The organism is Pedobacter sp., assembly GCF_965227205.1.
Lineage (GTDB): Bacteria > Bacteroidota > Bacteroidia > Sphingobacteriales > Sphingobacteriaceae > Pedobacter.
In genome coordinates this window covers 306,642-333,584 of record NZ_OZ245727.1, presented here as the reverse complement: position 1 = coordinate 333,584, position 26,943 = coordinate 306,642, and the positions used below count along the sequence as shown (strand labels likewise).

The window sequence follows — 26,943 nt, the reverse complement described above, 5'->3', positions numbered from 1 at the left end:
CAAATCCGTTTTATCAGATACCTTGGTAACTTGATTTCTGCAATTATGTACAATAAGCTCTCTCTCCATTCTCGAAATTTAAGCCTTTATCTATTACATAGTGCGAAATGAAAATAGCAACTTAGTAAGTTTGATTATCGAAAAAAAGGATTTTCAATTAGAATTTAACATTGGCCAAAGTATGCCAATAACTTGTATCACTAAGCGAATTTCAACATTTTTCAGTTACTTTGCATAACAATGGCTTAATCAGATTCCATTTATGTTTAAAATTTTTCGCGTACTTATTTTTATCATTCTTTCTACTCATACATTATATGCTGCTGATATTAAAAGTATAGGTGTACCCTACATTCAGAATTTTTCAAAAGCAACTTATGCTTCAGGCAATCAAAACTGGAGCATATCAAAAGATAAAAACGGAGTAATGTATTTCGGGAATACCGAAGGTTTACTTACTTACGATGGAAAATATTGGGACCAGTACAAAATGCCAAATGGCCAAATTGTAAGGTCGGTTGCTGCTGATGCAAATGGCAAAATATACACGGGTTGTTTCGGAGATTTTGGATATTGGTCTTACAAACAAAACAAGCTAATTTATACTTCCTTAACGCATCTTATACCAAAATCAGAAAAGTTAAACGATGAGATTTGGAAAATTCACATCTTCGGCAAAAAAGTAGTTTTCCAATCATTTAAAGCAATTTATTCTTTAGAAAACGATAAAATCAGCGTTTTAAAAAACACTGGTAATTTTCTTTTTTCTTATAAAATCGGAGAACGTTTTTTTGTTGAGGATAAAGGTTTGTACGAACTTAAAGGCGGCAAGCTAGAGTTTATTCCAGGCAGTGATTTAATTTGTAAAACCGGTGTGCTATCTATATTACCATATAAAGGCAATTCGCTTTTAATTGGTACAGGTAAAAATGGATTATTTATTTACGATGGCAAATCATTTTCGCCTTTTAACACACCTGCAAATTCGTTTCTATCAGCATTTCAGTTGAATAATGGTGTTAAAATTCTGGGTAAATATTATGCTTATGGCACTATTTTAAATGGAATTATTATTATTGATGATAACGGAAACATCATCCAAAGAATAAATAAATCAAGCGGATTGCAAAACAATACTGTACTGAGTCTATATGTAGATAATGAGCAAAATCTTTGGGCAGGACTTGATAATGGTATCGACCGCATCGAATTAAATTCCCCTCTTTATTTTTATCTGGATAAAACAGGCGTTTTTGGAACGGTTTATTCCAGCGTAATTTTCAATAACAAGATTTACCTTGGTACAAATCAAGGTTTGTTTTATAGCGACTGGCGTAACGGAGAGCAGTTTTCGAATTTAAACTTTAAGCTTATTCCAAACTCTCAGGGTCAGGTTTGGGAGTTAACCATTATTGATAATCAACTTTTATGTGGCCATAATAACGGTACATTTAATGTAGTTGGCGATAAAATTGAAACCATTACAAACTACAGTGGCGGCTGGACGATTAAAAAGCTAAATAGTAATCCCAACTTATTAATTCAGGGAACTTACACAGGATTACTTTTATTTAATAAGAATGCGGCAGGCAAGTGGCAGTTTTATAAAAAAATAGCAAATTTCAATATTCCCTCGAGATACGTTGAGCAAGACCATAAAGGCGAAATATGGGTAAGCCATGCTTATAAAGGCTTATACAAATTAAAGCTTAGTGCTGATTATAGTACTGTTATCACTAACAAATATTATGATGAGAAAAGCGGATTGCCAAGCAATTATAACCTGAACCTATTCAATCTTGAGAATCAAATTGTTTTTGCTAGTGATGCAGGTTTCTTCACATACGATAATATCAGTGATAAATTTTCTAAATATAATGCACTAAATAAGGCTTTAGGCTCGTTTGAATCATCCAACAAAATTATAAATGCAGGTGCAAAAAAATACTGGTTTATAAATCACGGTAAAACTGCTTTGGCGAATTTTAGTGAGGCCGGAAAAATTTCAATTGATTCGAACCGATTTAGCGTTTTAGATGGTAGAATGGTTCAGTATTATGAGAACATTAGCAGAATAAGCGATTCTATTTATTTAATTAGTGTTGATGATGGCTTTGTTTTTTATAATGCAAATCAAAAAATTGATGCTGCAAATAATAAGATTCTGCAAAAGGTTTTAATCAGAAAAATTGAGGATATTACTGATAAATATGCTGTTATAAGCGAGAATGGTAATGATGGCAATGCAATTGAAATTAGAAATAGCAGAAATAACGTACGTATTTCTTTCTCATTACCATACTTCAGGCAAGCGAAAATAAAATTTCAATATTACCTGGAAGGGTATTCTAAAGACTGGTCGGACTGGAGCACGGCAACGCAGAAAGATTTTACCAATTTGAGCAGCGGCACTTACGTTTTTAAAGTAAGAGCTAAAATAGACGATTCTTTAGTAAGCGAAACTACAACTTTCGAATTCACTATTCTTCGCCCTTGGTATTTAAGCAACTGGGCAATTTTATTTTACCTTATAGTTATCGTTTCTGCATTGATAATGGGTAAAAAGATCTATGAAACTAAACTTAAGAGAGATAGTCAAAAAATTAGCGATAAGTTACAAGCTGAGCAGGAGGAAATTTTAAAACTCGAAGCAGAAGCTAACGAAAAGCAAATCCATAAACTTCAAACTGAAAAACTTCAAGCCGAACTAGCTTCTAAAAACCGCGAGTTGGCAAATTCTGCAATGACACTTGTTTACAAGAACGAATTGTTGCAAAAGCTGAGCGATGAGCTTGTTAAGCTTAAAGATGAGAACGGAAAAAAACTTGGTGATGACCAACTTCGAAAAATTCAAAAAGTAATAAACGACGGCATGACCGACGAACGCGATTGGCATTTGTTTGAAAATAGCTTTAATGAAGCACATGAAAGTTTCTTCAAAAAACTTAAAGCTCAGCATCCGGATTTAGTACCAAATGATTTAAAGCTATGTGCTTATTTGAGAATGAACATGAGCAGTAAAGAGATGTCTTCTTTATTGAACATTACTTTGAGAGGAATAGAAATTAGACGATACAGATTAAGAAAAAAATTAAACGTTCCGCACGATAAAAACTTAACAGAGTTTCTAATGGAGCTTTAATCTCCATATTCCTAGTACCTCTAAGCTTCTAAATGCTTCTTAAGGAAGCTTTTAGAAGCGGTTAAAAACACTACGTCATTACCTCTCATCCTAAAAATACAACGACTACAAAAAGTAAAGTGTACATTATACACTAATCATCAGTAAATAATATCTTTAATAGTAAAACATAGCCATTTTACTACCTCCATCCACGATATCTAATTAAAAATTTTCAGGATTAATAACAGCTGATGTACTAATGTTGAGGTACTTATGTTTGTGCATATGAGAAAACTAAAGCACATTTGTCCAAATTTTTTAACCAAATTAATAAAGCATGAAAAGAATCTTTACAAAATTTTCTGTTCTGGCTCTATTTTGTTTGCTCACAACTAATCTAACATTTGCGCAAAACCTAACCGTTAAAGGTAAGGTAACAGATGGCGGCGATAAGGCTACCATCCCAAGCGTTAGCGTTTTAGTTAAGGGTACGCAAATAGGTACACAAACAGACGCATCAGGGGCATACAGTATCAGTGCACCACCAAACTCAACTTTAATATTTACTTTCATTGGTTATGCTACACAAGAGATAGCCGTAAATAGTCGTACAACTATAAATGTTGAATTGGCTTCATCTAACCAGGAACTAGAACAAGTAGTAGTTGTAGGTTACGGTACGCAAAAAAGGAAAGATTTAACAGGCTCGATTTCGAGCGTAAATGGTGATGAACTTGCCAAAATGCCAGCTGTTAATCCTTTGGCATCTTTGCAAGGTAAGGTTGCAGGTTTAACCGTTGTAAACTCAGGTGGTCCGGGTTCACAACCCGTTATTCGTATTAGAGGTATTAGCAGTACAAATAGTGCTACCCCTTTATACGTTGTAGATGGATTATTGCAAGATAACATCGACTATTTAAATCCTGCAGATATTGAATCTATTGATTTATTAAGAGATGCATCTTCAGCTGCAATTTACGGATTAAGAGGTGCAAATGGTGTTATTGCGGTTACTACAAAAAGAGCAGCTCGTGGTCAAACAAGAGTTAATTTCAACTCAAATATTGGTATTCAAAAAGTTATCAATAAAATTGATGTAACGGATGCTGATGGTTTCAAGAAACTATATTCTACGCAGTTAGCCAACATTGGTGCAGCACCATTTGATTTTTCTAACTACACAGCTAATACCGATTGGCAAAGCGAAATTCTTCGCAGTGCGATTATAAATACCAATAGTTTAAGCTTTAGCAATAGCGGTGATAAAACTACAACACTTGTTAATTTAAGTTATAATAATCAGGAAGGTGTTGTTAAATATAGTAGCTACGAGAAATATGTTTTACGCTTAAGCGAAGAAATTAAAGTAAGCAATAAGTTTAAAGTTGGTGGAGACATTACTGGTTTTTTTGCTAAACCAAATGGAACTGGTGTAAGTTTAAACAATGCTGTTTGGGCTGCTCCTGTTGTTCCAATTCAATTGAATGAAAACACTTTTTATTCTATGCCTTCGTTCCAAAGAGCACAGGTTGGAAACCCGATTTCTGCCATAATGCGTTCAGATAGAACATCTATTAATAAAGTTTTTCGCTTTAATGGTAGCATATTTGCAGAATTAACGTTTTTAAAAGACTTCAAAATTAAATCTACCTTATATGGTGATTTTGGATTTAATCATTCAAGAGGGTACTCAAGACCTCCATTCTTTATAGCAAACATTGGTGAAAATGGTGCTCAAACTACCATCGTTAGAGATGATCAATTCCGTTCAACAGTTAGCCAAAGTCAATCAGAAACACATAGATATCAACAAGACCATACTTTAACCTATGAAAAATCATTAGAAGGCGGTCATAGAATTACGGCGTTAGCGGGCTTTACATCGTTACGTTTTGCAGGTTCAAATGTTGGCGGTAGCAGAACAGATAGTACATTAGTTGTTCCTGGAGACCCTGATTTATGGTATTTAGGAATTGTAAATGCAAATAACATATTAGCAAATAGTGGTGGCGGTAGCGAAGAAACAAATGTTGGTGCTTTTGCCAGAGTAAGCTATACTTTTAAAGATAAATATTTATTCAACGGAACGATTAGAAGAGACGGTAGCTCGCGTTTTTCTCCTCAAAACAGATGGGGAACTTTCGGAAGCGTTGGTTTAGGATGGGTAGCTAGTGAAGAAGCGTTTTTCAAATCTTACATAAAAGGAATTGATTATTTAAAACTACGTGCTTCATGGGGTCGTCTTGGTAATTCTAACGGCGTTTCTCCAAACCTGTATCAACAAGGTTTATCAAACGGAGCAACTGCTGTTTTTGGAGAAAATGTTTATACAGCAATACAAAATGCTTACATTCCTGATCCGAATTTAAGATTTGAAATTGTTCAGGGTTTAGATTTAGGACTTGATTTAAAAGCTTTAAATAATCGTTTTAACGCAGAAATTAATGTTTACAACAAAACAACTGATGGTATTTTAACCAGCTTCCCTTTACTTGCAGGTCAGTTACCTTATTTTACCAACTTGGGTAAAATTAATAACCGTGGTATCGAGGTAAGTTTAGGATGGGGAGATAAAATCGGAGATTTCACTTACAACCTTTCTGGAAATTTCAGCTATAATAAAAACAAAGTTGAATCTTTAGGTAATACAACTGAATTCCAGATTACTGGTAATAGCGGTGTTAACTTAACCAATTCTGGCCAATCAATTGGTTATTTCTACGGCTACAAGCAAATCGGAATTTACCAAACAGCAAGAGAGATGTTAAACCAGGCTCAATTTTCAAATTCACAGCTTGGAGATATTGCTTATCAGGATACGAACGGTGATGGTGTGATTACTGCTGCAGATAGAACCTATTTAGGAACTCCGTTCCCTCCATATAGTTATGGAATGAGTTTATCTCTAGGCTATAAAGGTTTTGATGCACTTATCGAAGGACAAGGTGTTGCAGGAAATAAAATTTATACAGAACGTCGCACTGCGAATTTTGCAACCTTGAATTATGAAAGCAATAGGTTAAACGCATGGACTGGTCCTGGAACTTCAAATGTTGAACCAATTTTAGATAATACAAGAGGTAATAACTTTTTATTCAGTTCTTATTTCTTAGAACCTGGAGATTATTTCAGACTTCGTACTGTACAACTTGGGTATACATTTGCTCCTACTTTATTAAACAAAATTGGTGCTCAAAAACTTAGAATTTATTTGAGCGGACAAAACATACAAACTTGGACTAAAGCAACAGGATATACTCCAGAAGCACAAATCGGAAGTATTTTGGGTGGTGGTGCAGATAATGGTGTTTATCCGGTACCGGCTATTTATTCTTTCGGATTGAATGTTACTTTCTAACCAAAATTAAAAGCTTAAATGATGAAAATATTCAATAGTTATAAAAGAAACATTGCACTAGGCTTATTAGCTATTGTTGCAGTTTCGACAAACTCGGGTTGTCAAAAATTTCTAGATACCCAAAGGCAAGGTGAATATACTGCGGATGATTATCCTTATCCTCAGGGAGGAACACCTTATGATACATTTTTATTCTCTGCCTACAGTGCATTAAGAGCATATAATTATGTATCAGATGGTTTTATGGTTGCAACAAGCATTAGAAGTGATGATGCTGACAAAGGCAGTACACCAACTGATGGTGGAGCTGACGTTATAGCAATGGATAACTTTCCTGCTTTAACTAACGGAAGGGTAAATACATTGTGGACAGAGTATTACACGATGATTAACAGATGTAATACTATAATCGATCAGATTTACAATAGCAAAGATATTGTTGCTAGCGAGCAACAGAAATTGCAAGCTGAAGCAGAAGCCAGATTTTTGCGTGGATATTCTTACTTTTTCTTAGTAAGAGCATACGGAAGAGTGCCTAAAATTGATAAAGTTTTAGATGTAACCTCGAATATACCACAAAGCAGTCCTGAGGTAATTTATGCACTTGTAGAAGCTGATTTACAATTTGCGGCAGCAAATTTACCATTAAGCTGGCCTACTAAATTTATTGGTCGCCCAACAAAAGGTTCTGCCAATGGAATTTTGGCAAAGGCTTACTTGTATCAAAAGAAATGGGGAATGGCAATGTCTTTAGCCAGTCAGGTTATGAACTCAGGTCAATATGATTTAAGTGTCTCATACAATGATATTTTTAGCGAAAAAGGTGAAAACAGTAGGGAATCGGTTTTTGAAATTCAAGCTACCGCAAGTGCAACTGTTCAAACTGCAAATGGTGTACAATATGCAAGTATTCAAGGTACAAGGGGAAATACAACAGAATGGAACAGAGGTTGGGGATGGAATTCACCAAGTGCGGTTTTAGAAGCGGCTTATGAACCAAACGACCCTAGAAAAGCGAGAACAATCCTTTACAGTAGTATTGCTGGTAAAGATAATTTCACTATTTATAATCAGAAAGCTCCGTTATATCCAAGTGAAGTTCCAAATCTAAAATACAACCATAAAGTTTTAGCAAACCCTACTTACATTGCTGCTTACAATAGCAGAAGTGGTTGGTGGATGAACGTTCGTATCCTACGTTATGCAGATGTAGTTTTAATGTTCGCAGAAGCTGCAAACGAAGTTGGTGGTGCAGCTAACACGACTTTAGCCTTGGATGCGTTAAATAGCGTTAGAGCGAGAGCAAGATCTGGAGCACCTGCAGGTACATTACCAAATATTGCTACAACAGATCAAAATTTTCTTAGAAATGCAATCAGACAAGAAAGAAGAGTTGAGTTAGCAATGGAGCATGAGCGCTTTTTCGATATTGTTCGTTGGGGAATTGATGCCGAAACAATGCAGGCTGCGGGTAAAACTGCGTACAATCCAAATAGAGATAAATTACTACCTATCCCACAACAACAAATCGATCTAAGCAAGGGTGTATTAACTCAAAATAATGGTTACTAACAACAATTCATATTAAAATGAAAAGATCAAAAATATATAAATTGAGATACTTACTGGCTTTAGTTCCGGTATTCGCTCTGTTTTCAGCTTGTGAAAAGGACGGAAATCCTAATAATCTTCCGGAGCTAGATCCGAATGATTATGTTGGCACAGTTGGAGGTTTTAAGACATCAGATGAAATACTGAAAGATAATTTAGTTGCTTATTTCAGTTTCGATGATACTTATAACGAGAAATTAACAAATACGGCTCCTACCTCGAAAACAGGAGATTCATTTGTTGATGGTTTTAAAGGTAAAGCTTTAAACTTGAATGCAGGTTATCTTTATTATGCAACGCAATTCGCTGCTTTTAAGCAAGAAGCTTTTAAAAGCTTTACAATAAGCCAATGGATACAAATATCAAATAATGGCTCTAAAAGAACCATGTTAACCCAATTCGCCAGACCAGGAATGTTCGATGGAAACTTAGACATTAGGTTAAATACAAACAGTTATCCGGCAAGCAATATTGATGTTTTAAAAGTTGGCCCTAGATTCTCAACAGTTGGTGGTGGTTCTCAGGATAACCTAAATGCTACTAAAACTCCAAAAATTGGTCCTGGAAACTGGGTTCATTTAGTCTTGAGTTATAATGGCTTAACAGGAAGATTTAATGTTTTAACTAATGGTGAAAACATAGGTAGCTATTCTGACAGAGGAACTGGAAATAACCTTTTCAAATCAAATGAACCAAATGAATTAATTTTTGGTGCTAACTACAACCTAATTCCTGGTAAATCAGTAAGTACAAACACTGAGTACGGTTTAATGACTGGCAAGATAGATGAAGTAAAAATCTATAATGCTTTTATGCCTGATGCAGTTGTAAAAGCGATGTACGATTTAACCATTGCAGGTAAATAATTATAATCTAATTAAATCGATAAAAGAAACGGAGTGTTGATTATAATACTCCGTTTCTTTAAATTTTAGCCAAACTGTAACTCCAATTAGTTTTAAGCGTTTAATAATCACAACTCTAAAAGGTTAATAAACGTTTCGGGAACGTTTGCGTAAAACAACATTTTTATTACATAACGGTTTCTCATCACTACATCATTACCTCTCAAAAGCAATTTTTAACATCACAAAAATACTTCGTGTACTTTTTACACTTGTGTACCTTTAGTTTATCTATTAGAAATTCAAAAACTGCGTTTTTAGCCTGTTTTCGTATTTGGTATTCGTTTTTGAGATAGTATCCTTTTCATATTGATGTACTAATGTTGAGGTATAATCACTTGCACAAGCAAAAAAACAACCTCACATTTATCTTAACAATTAAACTAAATTTTAATAAAGCATGAAAAGAATCTTTACAAGAATTTCTGTTCTGGCCGCATTTTGTTTACTCGCAATTAACGTAGCATTTGCGCAAAACATTACCGTAAAAGGTATAGTCAGAGATGGAGGCGACAAAACCACCATCCCTAGCGTAAGCGTATTAGTTAAGGGAACAACAATTGGTACACAAACAGATGCATCGGGAGCGTACAGCATTAGCGCACCAGCAAACGCAACATTGGTATTCCAATATTTAGGTTACACTGCACAAGAAGTAGCGGTTGGTAACCGAACAACTTTAAATGTAGAATTACAATCATCATCACAACAATTAGAGCAGGTTGTGGTTGTTGGTTATGGTACACAAAGAAAAGTTGATGTTACAGGATCTGTAGCAACAGTTAAGGGAGAAGAAATCTCAAAACAAGCATCAGTAAATCCAATTAGTGCTTTACAAGGTAAAGTTGCCGGTGTAAACATTACAAACACTGGTGCTCCAGGTTCAGCACCTCAAATCACAATTCGTGGTACAGGAACTATTTATGGTAATACAGGGGTTTTGTATGTAGTAGATGGTGTTTGGTATGATGATGTAACTTTCTTAAACCCTAACGATATTGAGAGTACAAGTATCTTAAAAGATGCGTCTTCTCAATCAATTTATGGTATTAGAGCTGCAAATGGTGTTATTTTAATCACCACGAACAGAGGTAAAAAAGGCGATGCAACCATCAGCTACAATGGTTCTGTTGGTTTCAAAGCCGTTACAAATCAGGTTGAAATGGCTAATGCCACTGAATATGCAACCTTAATTAATGAACTTTCTGCAATTAATGGTGCAAATCCATTGTTCTCTAATCCATCTTCTTATGGTACAGGAACAAACTGGTATAACCAGGTTTTAAGAAACGCATTACAAACAAATCACCAAATTTCAGTTAACGGTGGTTCTGAGAAAACCACTTATAACTTCTCATTAGGTTACACTAAAGAGGATGGTATTGTTAAAACAGAAGGATGGGAACGTTATACTGCTAAACTTTCTAACGATTTCCAGATTTTAAAACCATTAAAAGTTGGTTATACTGTATCTGGTACAGCAATTAGCTCAAAAGATAAGGATGGTGGCATTTTCCGTCAGTTATATGCAGCTGGACCAGTAGTTCCAGTATATTATGCTGATGGTAGTTATGGTGATGCGAATGATTTCAGCTTAGGTGGAGGTAATAACTTCAACCCTCAAGTTACTATCGATTATTTTAATCAGATATCAAGAAACTATCGTATCAACGGAAACGTTTATGCAGAATTGACATTTGCTAAAAACTTCACTTTCAGAACAAGTGCAGGTGGTGATTTTGGTCAAAATGAAGTAAGAGGATATACACCTTTATATGCTGCAACTCAAGGACAACGTACTACACAAAGTACTTTAAGAGTTAACAGAACTGAAACCAGAAACTGGATTTTAGAGAACACTTTAACTTATAAAAATACTTTCGGCGAGCACAACTTAACAGTATTAGCAGGTCAAACTGCACAAAGAAGAAAGTCTTTCTTCACCAATGCAACTGCATTTGATGTTCCTTACACCAGTGATGGCGATTTATATCTATCATTAGGTACTGCAGCAACACGTACAATTATTGATGGTGGAAGTTTAGGCACTTCAGCTTCATATTTTGGTCGTGTGAATTACTCATTCAAAGATCGTTATTTATTAAACGCAACTCTACGTGCCGATGCTGCTTCTCAATTCTATGGTGGTGGCGATTTGTGGGGTTACTTCCCTTCTATCGGTGCTGGTTGGGTTGTTAGTAGTGAAGACTTCATGAAAGACCAAAAAGTTTTTAATTATTTAAAACTTAAAGGTTCATGGGGTAAAGTTGGTAACGCAGGTGTGCCAGTAAACCCGACTACATTAGTTGTTAGTCAAGGTGGTAGTTTAGTTTCATTCTTTAATGGAGTTGGTTATACTGGAGCTAGTATTGATATGATTGTTCCTACGTTCTTAAACTGGGAAAGAACTGTTGGTACCGATATTGGTTTAGAAGCAAGATTTTTAGATAATCGCTTAAGTATCGAAACTGGCGTTTACAATAAGAAAACTCAACAAGCAATCTTTGGTATTCCAGTATTTTCTTCTCTTGGTACATCATCAGGAAGATTAATTGGAAATCAGGCAGATATTCAGAACCGTGGTTTTGAATTCTTAGGAACATGGTCTGATAAAACAGCAGGTGGTTTAAGATACTCAGTGAGTGGTAACGTTGGTATTAACAACAATAAAATATTATCGGTAGTTACTGGTAAAAATCCAATTTATGATGGTGGAGCAGGTATTGCTAACGGTGCTTTAGCAACTTATACTGTTGAAGGTGGACCAATTGGTGCATTCTATGGTTACAAAGTTGCTGGAATTTTCCAAAACACAGCAGAAGTAACTTCTTCAGCACAACCACTTGCAAAACCTGGTGATTTCAAATATGTAGACCAAAATGGTGATGGTATTATTGACGGAAAAGACCGTGTTGTATTAGGTAATCCAAACCCTAAATTCAATTATGGAATTAGCTCAAGCTTTGACTACAAAAACTTCGATTTTTCATTCGATATTCAAGGTGTAGCAGGTGTTGATGTTTATAACGCTAATCTTGCTTATCGTTTCGGTAATGAAAACTTCAGCAAAGATTTCTACGATAACAGATGGCATGGTGCAGGTACATCTACTACCTACCCTTCTGTAAGCATTGGTTCTACTGCTAATGCAGCTCCAAATTCATTTTATGTTGAAGATGGTTCATACATCCGTTTAAGAAATATCCAGTTAGGTTATTCTTTACCATCATCTTTAATGAACAAATGGAAAACACAGAGAGTAAGAGTATTTGTTGATGCTCAAAATGCAATTAATTTATTCGGCTATAGAGGATTTACACCTGAGATTGGTGGTACTCCGGGTAGTGCAGGTATTGATGCGAGTGTTTACCCATTATCTGCAACTTATAGATTAGGTCTTCAAGTTACTTTCTAATTAACAAAGCGATGAAATTAAATTATAAAAATAATTATATACAAAAGATTGGATTAATTGCGATTTGCTCTGGTCTTTTAGTATTACCTGCATGTAAAAAAAGTTTTTTAGATGTAGAACCTCAGGCACAGCAACCAGCAGTATCTTTTTGGAAAACTCAGGAAGATGCAACTAAGGGTGTTAATGCAATTTATGCTAACCTAAGAAGCTGGGAAAATACAGCATTTCCTGCTTTAGCTGTTGAAAGTATTGGTGGAGACGATGCTGAAAAAGGTAGTTCTGCCAATGATGCTAGTTATTTAAATAGCTTTGATAACTATACAGTTACATCAACGGAAGGACAATTACTGGGTTTTTGGACTGGACAGTACAAAAACATCAACTATTGCAACCAGGTTTTAGATAACATTCCAAATATTTCAATGGATGCAAATTTAAAATCACGCTATTTGGCTGAAGCAAAATTTGTTCGTGCTTATTCTTATTTCAGATTAGTTCGTGCATTTGGCGATGTGCCATTGCGTTTAAATGTTGCAAAAGATGTTAGTGAGTATAACATTCCAAGAACTCCAAAAGCACAGATTTACGCAGCTATCGAAAAAGATTTAGCTGATGCTGCTGCTGTTTTACCTCAAACATACGGTTCTGCAGATATTGGTCGTGCAACGAAAGGTGCTGCAATGGCACTAAACGCTAAAGTTGCAATGTACCAAGGTAAATGGGATCAGGTTTTAAGCTTAACAAACGCTGTAATGGGCATGGGTTACAATTTAGTTCCTAATTTTGAGCAAGGCTTCCGTTTAAATAACGAGAACAGTGTAGAATCTGTGTTTGAAATTCAGTGCGAAATTATTCCTTCTATCGCTGGTTCTGCAACTTCACAGTATAGTCAGGTACAAGGTGTTAGAGGTTCTGTTGCAGGTTGGGGTTTTAATGTTCCAACAGCAACTTTAGCGGCTGCTTTTGAAACCGGTGACCCAAGAAGAGATGCTACAATCATTTTTAGAGGTGAAACTACTCCCCAAGGTGATGCAATTGCAGCAACTGGTGATAACCCAATGTACAATCAGAAATCTTATGTTCCTTTCAGTTTAATCATTACTGGTTTTAACGAAGGTGCTCAGCAAAATGTTAGAGTTCTACGTTTCTCTGATGTATTGTTAATGAACGCTGAAGCAGCTAATGAGACTAATAATGCAGCTTTAGCAAGAACATCATTAAACCGTGTACGTGCAAGAGCTAGAAATGGCGCTTCAGGTATTCTACCAGATGTAACAAGTTCTGATAAAGAAACTTTACGCCAGGCAATTTGGAAAGAAAGACAAGTTGAATTAGCTATGGAGTCAGATCGTTATTTCGATGTTATCCGTCAAGGTCGTGGTACTGCTGTATTTGGACCAAAAGGTTGGAAAGCTGGCAAAAACGAAGTTTGGCCTATTCCATCAAATGAGATTGATATTAGTGTTGGTGTTTTAACACAAAATCCAGGTTATTAATTGTTTATTTCGATAAATATGAAAACAAAATATTTTTTATTAATGGCAGCTGTAACCTTGGGGTTATCGTCATGCCAAAAAGAATTTGACCCATCAAGTTATGCTCCTGCATTAAACATTGGAGGTTTCACAAGTTCTAAACAAATTGGAGCTGCAAATTTAGTAGCGCATTGGGCGTTCGATGGTAGCTTAATTGATAGCGTATCGAATACGGCTGGTGTTAACACTGGTACAAGCTTTGGTACAGGAGTTAAAGGCAAATCGTTACAAGGTGCAACTGATAGTTATTTCTTAAGTGTTCCTTCTACAAAGGTTACTGGCTTAAAAAGTTTTACCGTTACCGAGTGGGTTAATACGCCTGCTCCATCAAATGGTATCATTGGTCTTTTTAGTCTTTCTAACAAATCTCAATTTTGGGGAAATTTAGAAGTCTTTATAGAAAATGGCAGTACAAATGATAACGCTATTTTAAAGTTTGTATTTACAAATAATGGATCTGGCGATAAAACCTTCACTGTAAATAACGTTGTAAACTTTTTCGGTAAGTGGAATGCATTAGCATTTTCATATGATGAAACCAATGCAACAATTAAAGTGTTCGTTAATGGCTCAAGAGTAAGTGTTGGTAAAGTTGATGGATTAGCTGGTCCATTAAACTTTGTTAATTCTGGCAATTTAGTTTTTGGTACAACTCAATTTATGACAACACCAAGCCAAACTACAAGTCACTCGAAAGAGCCATGGGCTAGTTATTTAACAGGTCAGTTAGACGAAGTTAAAATCTTTAACAAAGTATTAACTGAAGAAGAAGTTGGATATCTGGCAAAATTAGAAGGTAGAGGTAAATAATCCTTTAATTTCAAATATTAAGGCAATAACAATTAAGGGTTGCCAAATTGGCAACCCTTTTTAATTTCATGTAATGATAAAAGTATACTCTTTAGTTTTAATTATCTCTCTTTTCTTCTTTGCATGCAAAAAAGGCAGCACGCCTGCTCCTGTAGAACCTGTAGCACCGCCTACATCTTTTTCTTTTTCAGATTTAAAAGTAAACGGAACTTATACTGGCTTTACCTATTATGGTTTAAATAACATTCCAGTTGTAAAAATCACTTTTTCATCACCTATAAATCTTACTTCCGTTACCGGAAATATTACCCTTACCGATGCCACTGGTAGTTCAGTAGCATACACTCCAACTTTAGAGAATAACGATAATACGATTGTAATTACGCCTTCGGCTTTGCAACCTATTACAAAATATATTTTAACTGCTAGTACAGGTTTACTATCTAAATCAGGCAGCAAATTACAAAGCAACATTACAGTTAATTTAATTACTGCAGTTGATGATACCGATAAATTCCCCCGCATTAGCGATGAAGAACTTTTAACGTTAGTTCAAAAACAAACCTTTAAATATTTCTGGGATTTCGGTCATCCTAATAGCGGTTTAGCCAGAGAACGAAATACAGCCGGAAATACGGTTACGTCTGGTGGTTCGGGCTTTGGCATTATGGCTTTGGTTACTGGCGTAAATAGAAATTTCATCAGCAGAGCTGAAGGATTAGCAAGAATGCAAAAAATTGTTGCCTTTCTTAAAACTGCTGAGCGTTTCCATGGTGCATATCCACACTGGCTTGATGGAAATACTGGTAAAGTTATTCCATTTAGTACAAAAGATAACGGCGGCGACTTAGTCGAAACTTCATTTCTGATGGCAGGTCTAATAACAGCTCGCCAATATTTTAGTGGTGCTGATGCTGCTGAATCTTCTTTAAGAGCAGATATTAATACAATTTACAATGGTGTAGAATGGAGTTGGTATCGCAAAGATAATAGCAATACACTTTACTGGCATTGGAGCCCTAATTATAATTGGGAAATGAACTTACCTTTAAGAGGTTGGAACGAATCACTTATTACGTATGTAATGGCAGCTTCATCAACAACATACAATGTTCCAAAAGCTGTTTACGATAGTGGCTGGGCACAAAATGGTGCTATGAAAAATGGTAATACCTATTATGGTGTTCAACTTCCACTTGGCCCACCAAGTGGCGGACCTTTGTTCTTGGCACACTATTCTTTTTTGGGTATAAATCCTAAAGGTTTAACTGATTCTTATGCCAATTACGAAACGCAAACTAAAGCACATGCACAAATCAATTATAATTACTGCAAAGCAAATCCATTAGGTAATTATGGTTACAGCGAAAATTGCTGGGGTTTAACTGCAAGCGATATCAGCGGTGGTTATACTGCTAGTTCACCGACAAACGATGTGGGTGTGATAGCTCCGACCGCAGCAATTGCATCACTGCCATATACTCCAACAGAATCAATGGCTGCTCTAAAATATTTTTACTATAAATTGGGGAATAAGACCTGGGGCGATTATGGCTTTTACGATGCCTTCTCACTAAAAGATCAATGGTTTGCGTCATCAACATTAGCGATAGATCAAGGACCAATAATTATAATGATTGAAAACTACCGAACAAATTTAATATGGAATCTATTTATGAGTGCACCTGAGGTTAAAACCGGTATGCGCAGTTTAGGTTTCTCAAGTCCAAATTTATAATCATCCCACTACCTTAAATGAAAAACACTTTAAACACCTTTCTAACTATTTTAATATGTGCAAGCTATCAGATATCGGCCAATGCACAATCGTACGAAACAATAAAAAGCGCACCTGCAATTAAGAAAAATCTAACCGACGATCAATTGCTTGATGTTGTGCAGAAACAAACCTTCCAGTATTTTTGGGATGGAGCAGAACCTACATCAGGTGCTGGTAGAGAAAGGTATCATGCCGATAACATTTATCCTGAAAATGATAAAAGTACAGTTGCGACAGGCGCAACAGGCTTCGGTTTAATGGCTATTTTAAGTGGAATAGACAGAGGTTATGTTACAAAAAAAGATGGCTTGGCAAGACTAAATAAAATCTTAAGTTTTCTTGATAAAGCCGACCGTTTTCATGGCGCATGGCCTCATTGGATATATGGCGAAACCGGGAAAGTACGCCCTTTCGGTAGAAAAGATAATGGAGGTGATTTAGTAGAAACCTCATTTGTTGCACAAGCTTTAATCTGTATTAATCAATACTATAAAAACGGAACGGCTGCAGAGAAAGCACTTGCAAAAAAAGCAGATGTACTTTGGCGTGGCATCGATTTTAATTGGTATAGAAATGGCGGACAAAATGTACTTTATTGGCACTGGTCGCCAGAATATAAATGGGAAATGAATTTCCCGGTTAAAGGTTATAATGAATGCTTAATCATGTATATTTTAGCGGCCTCATCCCCTACTCATACCGTTCCTGCTGCAGTTTATCACGAAGGTTGGGCACGTAATGGAGCAGTTAAAACCAAATTTGATTTATTTGGACACCCATTTACACTTGATTATCAAGGGCAGAAAAATTCTGTTGGCCCTCTATTTTGGGCGCATTATTCTTATTTAGGCTTAAACCCTAAAGGATTGAAAGACCGTTACGCAGATTATTGGCAAAATAATGTAAGCCATACTTTAGCCATCCATGATTATTGTGTAAAAAACCCAAAGGGCTTTAAAGGCTACGGTGAAAATAACTGGGGCTTAACTGCAAGTTATTCTGTTAAAGGATATGCAGCTCATAATCCGCAAGAAGACTTTGGCGTAATTTCACCAACAGCCGCCATCTCATCAATTCCATACACACCAAAGGAATCTATTAAAGTTATCAGACATCTTTATGAAAACTTAGGCGATAAAGTTTGGGGTAAATATGGATTTTACGATGCCTTTTCAGAGACTGATAACTGGTATCCAAAAAGATATTTAGGTATTGACCAAGGGCCGATGGTTGTGATGATAGAAAATTACCGTTCGGGTTTATTGTGGAAATTATTTATGAGTAGCCCGGATGTGAAAAAAGGCTTGATTAAATTGGATTTCACTAGCCCTGGACTAAAATAAATCGTCATTGCGAGGCACGAAGCAATCTCAACTGTTAAAAAGATTGCTTCGTGCCTCGCAATGACGAAATAAAGTTTACAATATGAAAAAAACCATACTTATATTTTCCCTTCTAATTTCTGTTTGCTCTGCATTTGCTCAGAAACAGAAAACCTATTGTAACCCAATTAACGTGGATTACGGCTATACACCTTTTGAATCTTTTACAGAGTGGGGTAAACACCGTGCAACTGCAGATCCGGTTATTGTAAATTATAAGGGAGAATATTTGTTATTCAGTACAAATCAGTGGGGATATTGGCATAGCTCGGATATGCTAAACTGGAAATTCATTGAGCGTAAATTCCTTCGCCCGTGGAATAAAACCAAGGATGAACTTTGCGCACCTGGCGTTGGAATTATTGGAGATACAGTTGTAGTATTTGGAAGCACTTACACCAAAAACTTCACTTTGTGGGGCAGTACAGATCCATTAGGAAATAAATGGTTTCCTTTAGTCGATTCATTGGAAATTGGTGGATGGGATCCTGCTTTTTTCACAGATGATGACGGCAAATTTTACATGTACAATGGAAGTAGCAATAACTACCCAATGTACGGTGTTGAGCTTGATAGAAAAACCTTTAAACCAATTGGCACGCGTACACCAATGTACTTGCTACAAAGCTGGCGCTATGGTTGGCAACGTTTTGGAGAATATATGGATGATACCTTCCTCGATCCGTTTGCTGAAGGTGCGTGGATGACAAAACACAACGGAAAATACTATTTTCAGTATGGTGCACCCGGAACGGAGTTTAGTGGTTACTCTGATGGCGTTGTTGTTGGTACCAAGCCTTTGTTTTACGATAGTCCATCTACACCGCAATCCGATCCGTTAAGTTATAAAGGCGGCGGTTTTTCACGCGGTGCTGGTCATGGAGCTACTTTTCAAGATAACAATAAACAATACTGGCACATTTCTACAAGTATCATCTGTGTAAAAAACACCTGGGAAAGAAGAATGGGCATTTGGCCAACCGGTTTTGATAAGGATGATGTAATGTGGACGAATACTGCTTTCGGAGATTACCCACTTTATTTACCAAGTGAAAGAAAAGAAGGAGAACCAGCCGGACCAGGATGGATGCTGATTAACTACAAAAAACCAGTTACCGTTTCTTCAACACTAGGTTCATTCAATGCAAATAATGCAGTTGATGAAAGTATAAAAACTTATTGGAGCGCCAAAACATCAAATAGCGGAGAATGGATTCAAACCGACTTAGGAAGCTTAGCAACTGTAAATGCTATTCAAATTAATTATGCAGATCAAGATGCTGAATTTATTGGTAAGCAAACCGGAATTTTCCATCAGTATAAAATTTTATCTTCTCTTGATGGAAAAAAATGGACAACATTAGTTGATAAAAGCCAAAATAAAACTGATGTACCACATGATTATATCGAGCTTGAAAAACCAATAAAAACCAGATTTATTAAAATGGTAAACATCCACATGCCTACCGGAAAATTTGCAATTAGTGGATTGAGGGTTTTTGGAAATGGAAACGGCACTAAGCCTGATGCCGTTAAAAATTTAATCGTTTTGCGTACCGAAAAAGATAAACGTAGTGCTTACATCAAATGGACTCCTGTTGACAATGCATTTGCATATAATTTGTACTACGGTACAGCGCCAGACAAGCTGTACAATTGCATTATGATACACGATTTTAATGAACACTGGTTTAAAGCGATGGATAGTCAAAAAGCATACTATTTCTCAATTGAGGCAATAAATGAGAATGGTATATCGGCAAAAACAGAAGTAAAAAAAGTAGAATAGTAAAAGAACAACACACAATATAATGAGAAAAGCGAACATCCTATTTAGTTTAATTTTTGCTTTGGCAATAAACAGTTTTGCCCAAACAAAAAAGCCAGTATCTGCTGAGGAAGCAAAAATGAATGCCTTTATCAGCAATTTAATGGCTAAGATGACGGTTGATGAAAAGATTGGTCAATTGAATTTACCAAGTTCTGGAGATATAACCACCGGACAAGCGAATAGCAGTGATATTGGCAAAAAAATCAGAAACGGGCAAGTTGGTGGTTTATTCAACATTAAAGGGGTTGATAAAATTTCTGCTGTACAAAAGGTTGCCGTAGAAGAAAGTAGAATGAAAATTCCATTGCTTTTTGGTATGGACGTTATTCACGGTTATAACACTGTTTTTCCAATTCCATTAGGCATGAGTGCTACTTGGGATATGTATGCAGTAGAAAAATCGGCAAGAATTGCAGCTGTAGAAGCAAGTGCAAGTGGTATAAACTGGACTTTCTCACCAATGGTAGATATTTCTCGTGATCCACGTTGGGGTCGTATTTCAGAAGGAAACGGAGAAGATGCTTACTTAGGTTCGGCAATTGCAAAAGCAATGGTTAAAGGTTACCAGGGCGATTTAAAAGCCAACAATCAAATATTAGCCTGCGTAAAACATTATGCACTTTATGGCGCTGCAGAAGCTGGTAGAGATTACAATACGACTGACATGAGTAAGGTTAGAATGTATAACGAATATCTACCTCCATATAAAGCGGCTGTAGATGCTGGTGCAGCAAGTATTATGGCATCTTTTAACGAAGTTGATGGAATCCCTGCAACCGGAAGTAAGTGGCTAATGACAGAGGTTTTGCGTAATCAATGGGGTTTTAAAGGCTTTGTTGTAACAGATTATACTGGTATCCCTGAAATGATTGAACATGGCATGGGCGATTTACAAACCGTTTCTGCTTTGGCATTAAACGCAGGTGTAGATATGGACATGGTTGGCGAAGGATTTCTAGGAACATTAAAAAAATCATTAGCGGAGAAAAAGGTTAATATCGAACAAATTAACAGGGCTTGTCGCTTAATTCTTCAGGCAAAATATAAACTAGGCTTGTTCGAAAACCCATACAAATTTTGTGATCCAAAAAGAGCAGAAACAGAAGTATTTACCCCGCAAAATCGTCAGGCGGCAAGAGAAATTGCGGCAGAAAGTTTTGTGTTATTAAAAAATGAAAATAACGTATTGCCTCTAAAAAAATCAGGAACCATTGGGTTGGTTGGTCCATTGGTTGATAATACAGCCAACATGTACGGAACCTGGAGTGTTGCAGCGCTATTTGATAAATCGGTTACGGTTTTACAAGGAATGAAAAACGCACTGGGCGAAAATGCAAAAATCTTAACTGCTCGTGGTTCTAATTTTCTTGCAGATTCTGTTATGGAGCATCGTTATGTAAATGTTCACAACAAAACTTATATACGCGATTCAAGAACGGAAGAAGAATTGATTAAAGAAGCGGTTAATGTTGCTAAAAAATCTGATGTTGTTGTTGCTGTATTAGGCGAAGGTTCTGAATTTAGTGGAGAAAGCAGTAGTGTAACTGATATTCAAATTCCAGAGACTCAAAAAAACCTTTTGAAAGAATTAAAGAAAACTGGTAAACCAATAGTTTTAGTTTTATTTACTGGTCGTCCGTTGGCTTTGAAATGGGAGAATGAAAATATTCCTGCAATACTTAATGTTTGGTTTCCAGGTAGTGAGGCTGGAAATGCAATATCTGATGTACTTTTCGGCGATGTTAATCCTTCTGGGAAATTAAGTGCTACCTTCCCTCAAAACGTTGGTCAGGTTCCGATTTTTTATTCACACAAAAATACTGGTCGCCCATTGGCTGATGGTAAATGGTTCGAAAAATTCCGTTCAAATTATTTAGATGTAAGTAACGATCCACTTTATCCATTTGGTTACGGTTTAAGTTACACCACATTTGCTTATGGCGATATTAAATTAAGCTCAAACACTTTAACAAAAGGCAAAAGCATCACTGCAACCATAGCTGTAACAAATAATGGAGCCGTTGGCGGCAAAGAAGTTGTACAGCTTTACACCCGCGATTTAATTGGTAGTATTACGCGTCCGGTTAAAGAATTAAAAGGGTTTCAAAAAATATATTTAAAGGCTGGTGAAACCAAAAATGTAACGTTTAGCATTAGTGAAAACGACCTGAAATTCTACAATTCTGACTTAAAATTTGTTGCAGAACCAGGCGATTTTAAATTATTTATCGGTTCAAATTCAAGAGATGTTAAAGAAGCATCTTTCTCATTAAAATAGAAGTTAACCTGGTTAGTTACACCCCGAGCTGTTGCAAAATAGCCGGGGTTTTTTAATTTTGTTATATGAAGAACATTATAATAACGCTTTGTCTTTCTTTTTTTGTTTTTGTGCTTAAAGCGCAAGACTTAAACAAATACGACAGAGGTAATTTTATCAAAGGAAAAGATTCTATCTACTACCGAATCCTTTTTCCAGAAAATTTTAATCCATCTCAAAAATACCCGGTTATTTTTGTGCTCCATGGCGCAGGCGAGAGAGGAAACAATAACGAAAGTCAGCTTGTTCATGGCGGCAAATTATTTCTGAAAGATGATGTAAGAAAAAACTTTCCTGCAATCGTAATTTTTCCGCAATGCCCAAAAGACAGCTATTGGGCTAATGTAAATATTGCGCCTAACGAGCAAGGCAAAAGAACTTTTACGTTTTTAGAAGGCGGTAAACCAACAAAAGCCATGCATGCTTTACAAAACATGGTTAAAGATTTTCTAAAAAAACCATTTGTAAATAAAGAACAGGTATATATTGGTGGTTTATCAATGGGTGGAATGGGTACTTACGAACTCTTACGTCGCAAACGCAACACATTTGCCGCTGCTTTTGCAATTTGCGGTGGCGATAATACCAATAATATCGACAAATACAAGAAAGTTCCGCTATGGATTTTTCATGGAGGAAAAGATGATATTGTTGACCCGGCTTTTTCTATTGCGATATCCGAAAGATTAAAAACCATTGGTTCTGAAGTGAAATTTTTGCTTTATCCAAATGCCAACCACAATAGCTGGGATAGCGCCTTTGCCGAACCACAACTATTACCGTGGTTGTTTAGCCATAGGAAATAAATTAGAAAAGCAGGCTTCGGTTTTCATCGGTCGCGAAAGTCCTGCCATCTTCTACAATCTTTTTTAACTTCTGTTGTGCTGATTATTCAGCGTTGTTGCTAAAAAAAGTATTTTCGCTCCTGTCAGGTTTAGGTTACTTTGGTTATCCTAAGTGAAATAGACCCGACATAATGTAAAGCCCGGAAACCGAGGCACGAGGTTGAGGACTTGCCTGCCTGCGGTAGGCAGGAAATGTTGGCGGGACTGCCGAAACAGATAAGCAATGAACTTGCTCTTCATAAAAAAGGCTTGAAGAAAAATATCTTCAAGCCTTTTTTGCGCATTGTAAGTATTAATTACTCTGCCATATTGTGGTAAACTGCCTGCACATCATCATCCTCTTCCAACTTATCTATGAGTTTTAAAACATCTGCAGCTTGTTCTTCTGTAACTTCGTGATGAGAAAGTGCAATACGCTCTAATTTCGAACTTTTTAACTCAACACCTTTTTCCTCTAATGCCTTTTGTAAAGTTCCGAAACTTTCGAAAGCACCTTGCGCTACAATGATATCGTTACCTTCTTCATCGGCCTCTACATAAAGTTCTTCTAAGCCTGCATCAATTAATTCGAACTCTAGTTCTTCCAAATCAAATTCTCCGGCAATTGTAAACCGGAAAATAGATTTACGGTTAAAAACGAAATCCAAAGAACCTGTTTTACCTAAAGAGCCATCCGTTTTGTTAAAGTAACTACGCACATTTGCTACAGTACGGTTAGTATTATCAGTAGCAGTTTCGATTAAAACAGCAACACCGTGTGGCGCATAACCTTCGTAAACAATTTCTTCATAGTTTGCCAACGATTTATCAGAAGCTCTTTTAATAGCTGCTTCTACCCTATCTTTTGGCATATTTACAGCTTTAGCATTTTGCATTGCTGTACGTAAACGCGAATTGGTTTCTGGATTTGGACCTGATTCTTTAACGGCCATTACAATATCTTTACCTATACGGGTAAATTGTACAGCCATTTTAGACCAACGCTTAAATTTTCTTTCTTTTCTAAATTCGAATGCTCTTCCCATTTTTTAGTATCAAGTATTTAGTATCGAGAAGGGTTAATTGTTTAATCGCCTAAACTGTTTAACTGATGCTCAATAACGATTAACCGATTTAAACAGTTAACCAATTTTACCTTTTTATTTTTTTAAATTATTTAACATATCAATTGTGAGTTTCGACAAATCGTACTCAGGTTTCCAGTTCCAATCTTTCGCAGCTACGCTATCATCGATAGAACGTGGCCAGCTATCTGCAATTTGCTGACGTGGATCTTTATCGCCGTAAGTTAATTTAAAATCCGGAATATGTTTCCTGATTTCCGTTGCTAAAATTTCGGGTGTAAAACTCACTCCACCAAAATTATAACTACTTCTTACCGAAATTTTATCGGCCGGTGCATCCATTAATTCAATTGTGCCACGAATTGCATCATCCATATACATCATTGGTAATTCTGAACTGGCATTTAAAAAACTCTGGTAGCTTCCTTTTTTTAACGCATCATGAAAAATATGGATTGCGTAATCTGTTGTACCACCACCTGGAGCAGCTTTCCAGCTAATTAAACCTGGGTAACGAATACTTCTTACATCTAAACCATATTTTTGGTGATAATATTCGCACCAACGTTCGCCAGCAAGTTTACTGATACCGTAAACAGTATTAGGGTCCATTGTGCAATATTGTGGCGTATTATCTTTTGGAGAATTTGGTCCGAATACGGCAATAGAACTTGGCCAGTAAACTTTTGCGGTTTTATACTCGAGTGCTAAATCCAAAACGTTTAATAATCCGTTCATATTCAAATCCCAGGCAAGTTTAGGATTTTGTTCGCCTGTGGCAGATAAAAGTGCAGCCAGCAAATAAACTTGTGTTGGTTTGTATTTTTTGAAAATGCCATTTATCATTTCCTTATCAAGCACGTTTACAAACTCAAAAGGAGCTGAATTTTTTATATCATAATCTGGTCTGCGGATATCACATGCAACAACATGATCATCACCATATATTTTACGTAACATGGTTACCAATTCAGTACCGATTTGTCCGTTTGAACCTAAAACAACTATATTTTCTTTCATATATTTTTGGGAGAATGAGCAAAGTTAAAAAAATGAGATAAAAGGGCTATAAAATATTTTAACTAAGTGATTAGCTTTAAAATTTCACTTTTAAAATATGCTGATAAAACATGTTAAACACAGTTGTTTTTTACGTTACTGGTTAAAATAATTAATTACATTTACTATAATTGTAGCAGACCAAATAATAATGATCCCCTTTGAGCCTGAAAATTCTGTCGATTTACTTAGCCGCCTAAAACAGGGCGACAAGTTGGCTTATGAGAAAATATATTTTGCTTTTAGTAAAGAGCTTCTGGTGGCTGCTTTTAAAAAAACTGGTGATAAAGTAATTGCAGAAGAGCTAGTTCAAAATATTTTTATTTCCCTTTGGGAAAAAAAAGAAAATTTAAACATTGAAAATCTTCAGGCATATCTTTTTGGTGCACTAAAGTTGAGCGTTATTAATCATATTAGAAGTTTAGTTACCGAGAATAAGTACATAGAATATCAATCTTTAAGTTTTACAGAAAATAGCTATGATACAACTAATAGTATCGATTTAAATGATTTATCTGGAATAATTGAAGAGAGTATTAATTCTTTACCAGTAAAAACCCAGGAAGTATTTAGATTAAGCAGGTATCAATATCAATCGGTAAAGGATATTTCTAATGAATTAAACATTTCTGAAAAGGCAGTTGAGTACCATATTACTCGTTCAATAAAAAGAATTAAAGAATTTATTAAAAATTTTTACATATTTTTTTAATTGATAATCAACAACTTACATAATATTTAAAATATTTTAAGGGTTAGGTTTAGGGATTAATGCGCTTTACGTTACTTGTATGTATAAAGCCAAATATTTTTCCTTATGAATCAGAAATCATTGATCGATTTACTTAACCGCTATAATAACGGTTTATGCACAGAAGCTGAAAAGCTTTGGGTTGATAAATGGTATCATAACTTAAATAACAGAAACTTTCAGGATATTTCATCGGCAGAACTTGCAGCAATGCAGGACAACATCTGGCAGAAAATAAATCAGGATACTGAACAGAAAAAATCAGTTTCTAAAACAAGAAAACTTTGGCCTAAAATTGCAATTGCTGCATCGATTATGATTGCATTTTTTATTGGTGGCTTGTACATGGCAAACAGAAATAATGCAGAACAATCTTTTATTGATGCAAACGAAGGGTTAAGCTTATTAACTAAAACCAACGAAGGCAGCGAGCCGATTTACTTTTTCTTAAGTGATAGTAGCAGGGTAAAGTTAAAACCAAATGCTACAATTATTTATCCTGAGACATTTAAGACGAACAAAAGAACGGTTTATTTAAAAGGCGATGCTTTTTTTGAAGTGAGTAAGAATCGTAAAAAGCCATTCTACGTTTACAATCAAAATATAATCGTAAAAGTTTTAGGCACAAGCTTTCATGTAAAATCGGCAAAAAATGGCATTCCGGCACAGGTTGCTGTTAGAACCGGCAAAGTTCAGGTTAATGAAAATGAAGAAAGTTCGTTATTTAACATTAGCGATAAAAAAGTAGCAAAACCAATTCTTTTAAAACCGAACCAGAAAGGCGTTTTTGCTAATCACAATTTAAACAAAACACTGGTTGATAAACCAATTCCACTTGCTGAAGCGTACAACGTTGCAACGAGTGTTAATTATAATTTTAAAGAAGAAAGTTTAAAATCAATCTTCGAAACACTTACTGAAGCTTATGGCATTGATATCATATCGAATAACGAAGATATTTTAGCCTACACATTTACCGGAGATTTAAGCAATAAAGGCCTTTATGAGCAACTAGACCTTGTTTGCGGTTCAATTTCAAGCAAATACCAAATAAAGGGAACCAGCATTGTGGTTTCTAATAAAAACTAAACCAAATATATATTAATTATGAAAAGAACAGTACTAACAAACAGTCCGTAGTCGCGGCCAAATTTTC

The 26,943-nt window shown here is 35.8% G+C and carries 16 protein-coding genes; 14 read left to right on the top strand and 2 right to left on the bottom strand.

Annotated features, from left to right (window positions below; all coding sequences use genetic code 11):
* The first annotated feature begins 262 nt into the window (after positions 1-262).
* The 12 genes from ACO05K_RS01235 to ACO05K_RS01180 all read left to right on the top strand — a co-directional run bounded on the left by ACO05K_RS01235 (position 263) and on the right by ACO05K_RS01180 (position 22,874).
* Positions 263-3,142, top strand: a complete 2,880-nt coding sequence (locus ACO05K_RS01235) for a ligand-binding sensor domain-containing protein (protein WP_421942653.1) — start codon at positions 263-265, stop codon at positions 3,140-3,142.
* A gap of 319 nt (positions 3,143-3,461) precedes the next feature.
* Positions 3,462-6,482, top strand: coding sequence for a SusC/RagA family TonB-linked outer membrane protein (locus ACO05K_RS01230; protein WP_421942652.1), 3,021 nt, complete (start codon positions 3,462-3,464; stop codon positions 6,480-6,482).
* A gap of 18 nt (positions 6,483-6,500) precedes the next feature.
* Positions 6,501-8,054, top strand: a complete 1,554-nt coding sequence (locus ACO05K_RS01225) for a RagB/SusD family nutrient uptake outer membrane protein (RefSeq protein WP_421942651.1) — start codon at positions 6,501-6,503, stop codon at positions 8,052-8,054.
* A gap of 17 nt (positions 8,055-8,071) precedes the next feature.
* The gene (locus tag ACO05K_RS01220) at positions 8,072-8,959 is read left to right on the top strand and encodes a LamG-like jellyroll fold domain-containing protein (RefSeq protein WP_421942650.1); all 888 of its coding nucleotides are present in this window, start codon (positions 8,072-8,074) and stop codon (positions 8,957-8,959) included.
* A gap of 439 nt (positions 8,960-9,398) precedes the next feature.
* Positions 9,399-12,413, top strand: coding sequence for a SusC/RagA family TonB-linked outer membrane protein (locus ACO05K_RS01215; protein ID WP_421942649.1), 3,015 nt, complete (start codon positions 9,399-9,401; stop codon positions 12,411-12,413).
* 11 nt (positions 12,414-12,424) lie between these two features.
* Positions 12,425-13,909 carry a RagB/SusD family nutrient uptake outer membrane protein gene (locus ACO05K_RS01210; RefSeq protein ID WP_421942648.1) on the top strand — a complete coding sequence of 495 codons (1,485 nt, stop codon included), beginning with the start codon at positions 12,425-12,427 and terminating at the stop codon, positions 13,907-13,909.
* An 18-nt stretch (positions 13,910-13,927) separates the two neighbouring features.
* Positions 13,928-14,758, top strand: a complete 831-nt coding sequence (locus ACO05K_RS01205) for a LamG domain-containing protein (RefSeq protein WP_421942647.1) — start codon at positions 13,928-13,930, stop codon at positions 14,756-14,758.
* A 73-nt stretch (positions 14,759-14,831) separates the two neighbouring features.
* Positions 14,832-16,496: a glucoamylase family protein gene (locus ACO05K_RS01200; RefSeq protein WP_421942646.1), complete on the top strand. Its 1,665-nt coding sequence runs from the start codon at positions 14,832-14,834 to the stop codon at positions 16,494-16,496.
* Positions 16,497-16,513: 17 nt separating this feature from the next.
* Entirely contained in the window at positions 16,514-17,881 is a 1,368-nt protein-coding gene (locus tag ACO05K_RS01195) for a glucoamylase family protein (RefSeq protein ID WP_421942645.1), read from the top strand.
* Between the two features lie 82 nt (positions 17,882-17,963).
* Entirely contained in the window at positions 17,964-19,709 is a 1,746-nt protein-coding gene (locus tag ACO05K_RS01190; protein WP_421942644.1) for a discoidin domain-containing protein, read from the top strand.
* 22 nt (positions 19,710-19,731) lie between these two features.
* Positions 19,732-22,029: a beta-glucosidase BglX gene (bglX, locus tag ACO05K_RS01185; protein ID WP_421942643.1), complete on the top strand. Its 2,298-nt coding sequence runs from the start codon at positions 19,732-19,734 to the stop codon at positions 22,027-22,029.
* A gap of 65 nt (positions 22,030-22,094) precedes the next feature.
* The gene (locus ACO05K_RS01180) at positions 22,095-22,874 is read left to right on the top strand and encodes a dienelactone hydrolase family protein (RefSeq protein ID WP_421942642.1); all 780 of its coding nucleotides are present in this window, start codon (positions 22,095-22,097) and stop codon (positions 22,872-22,874) included.
* Positions 22,875-23,209: 335 nt separating this feature from the next.
* Here the strand turns inward: ACO05K_RS01180 and ACO05K_RS01175 are convergent, their stop codons facing one another.
* Together ACO05K_RS01175 and ACO05K_RS01170 are read right to left on the bottom strand one after the other, a co-directional pair.
* Entirely contained in the window at positions 23,210-23,938 is a 729-nt protein-coding gene (locus ACO05K_RS01175) for a YebC/PmpR family DNA-binding transcriptional regulator (protein WP_421942641.1), read from the bottom strand.
* A gap of 114 nt (positions 23,939-24,052) precedes the next feature.
* Positions 24,053-24,997 carry an NAD-dependent epimerase/dehydratase family protein gene (locus ACO05K_RS01170; RefSeq protein WP_421942640.1) on the bottom strand — a complete coding sequence of 315 codons (945 nt, stop codon included), beginning with the start codon at positions 24,995-24,997 and terminating at the stop codon, positions 24,053-24,055.
* A gap of 190 nt (positions 24,998-25,187) precedes the next feature.
* Between ACO05K_RS01170 and ACO05K_RS01165 the strand changes: the two genes are divergently transcribed.
* Positions 25,188-25,748 carry an RNA polymerase sigma factor gene (locus ACO05K_RS01165; protein ID WP_421942639.1) on the top strand — a complete coding sequence of 187 codons (561 nt, stop codon included), beginning with the start codon at positions 25,188-25,190 and terminating at the stop codon, positions 25,746-25,748.
* 105 nt (positions 25,749-25,853) lie between these two features.
* Positions 25,854-26,876, top strand: coding sequence for a FecR family protein (locus ACO05K_RS01160; RefSeq protein WP_421942638.1), 1,023 nt, complete (start codon positions 25,854-25,856; stop codon positions 26,874-26,876).
* The last annotated feature ends 67 nt before the right edge of the window (positions 26,877-26,943 follow it).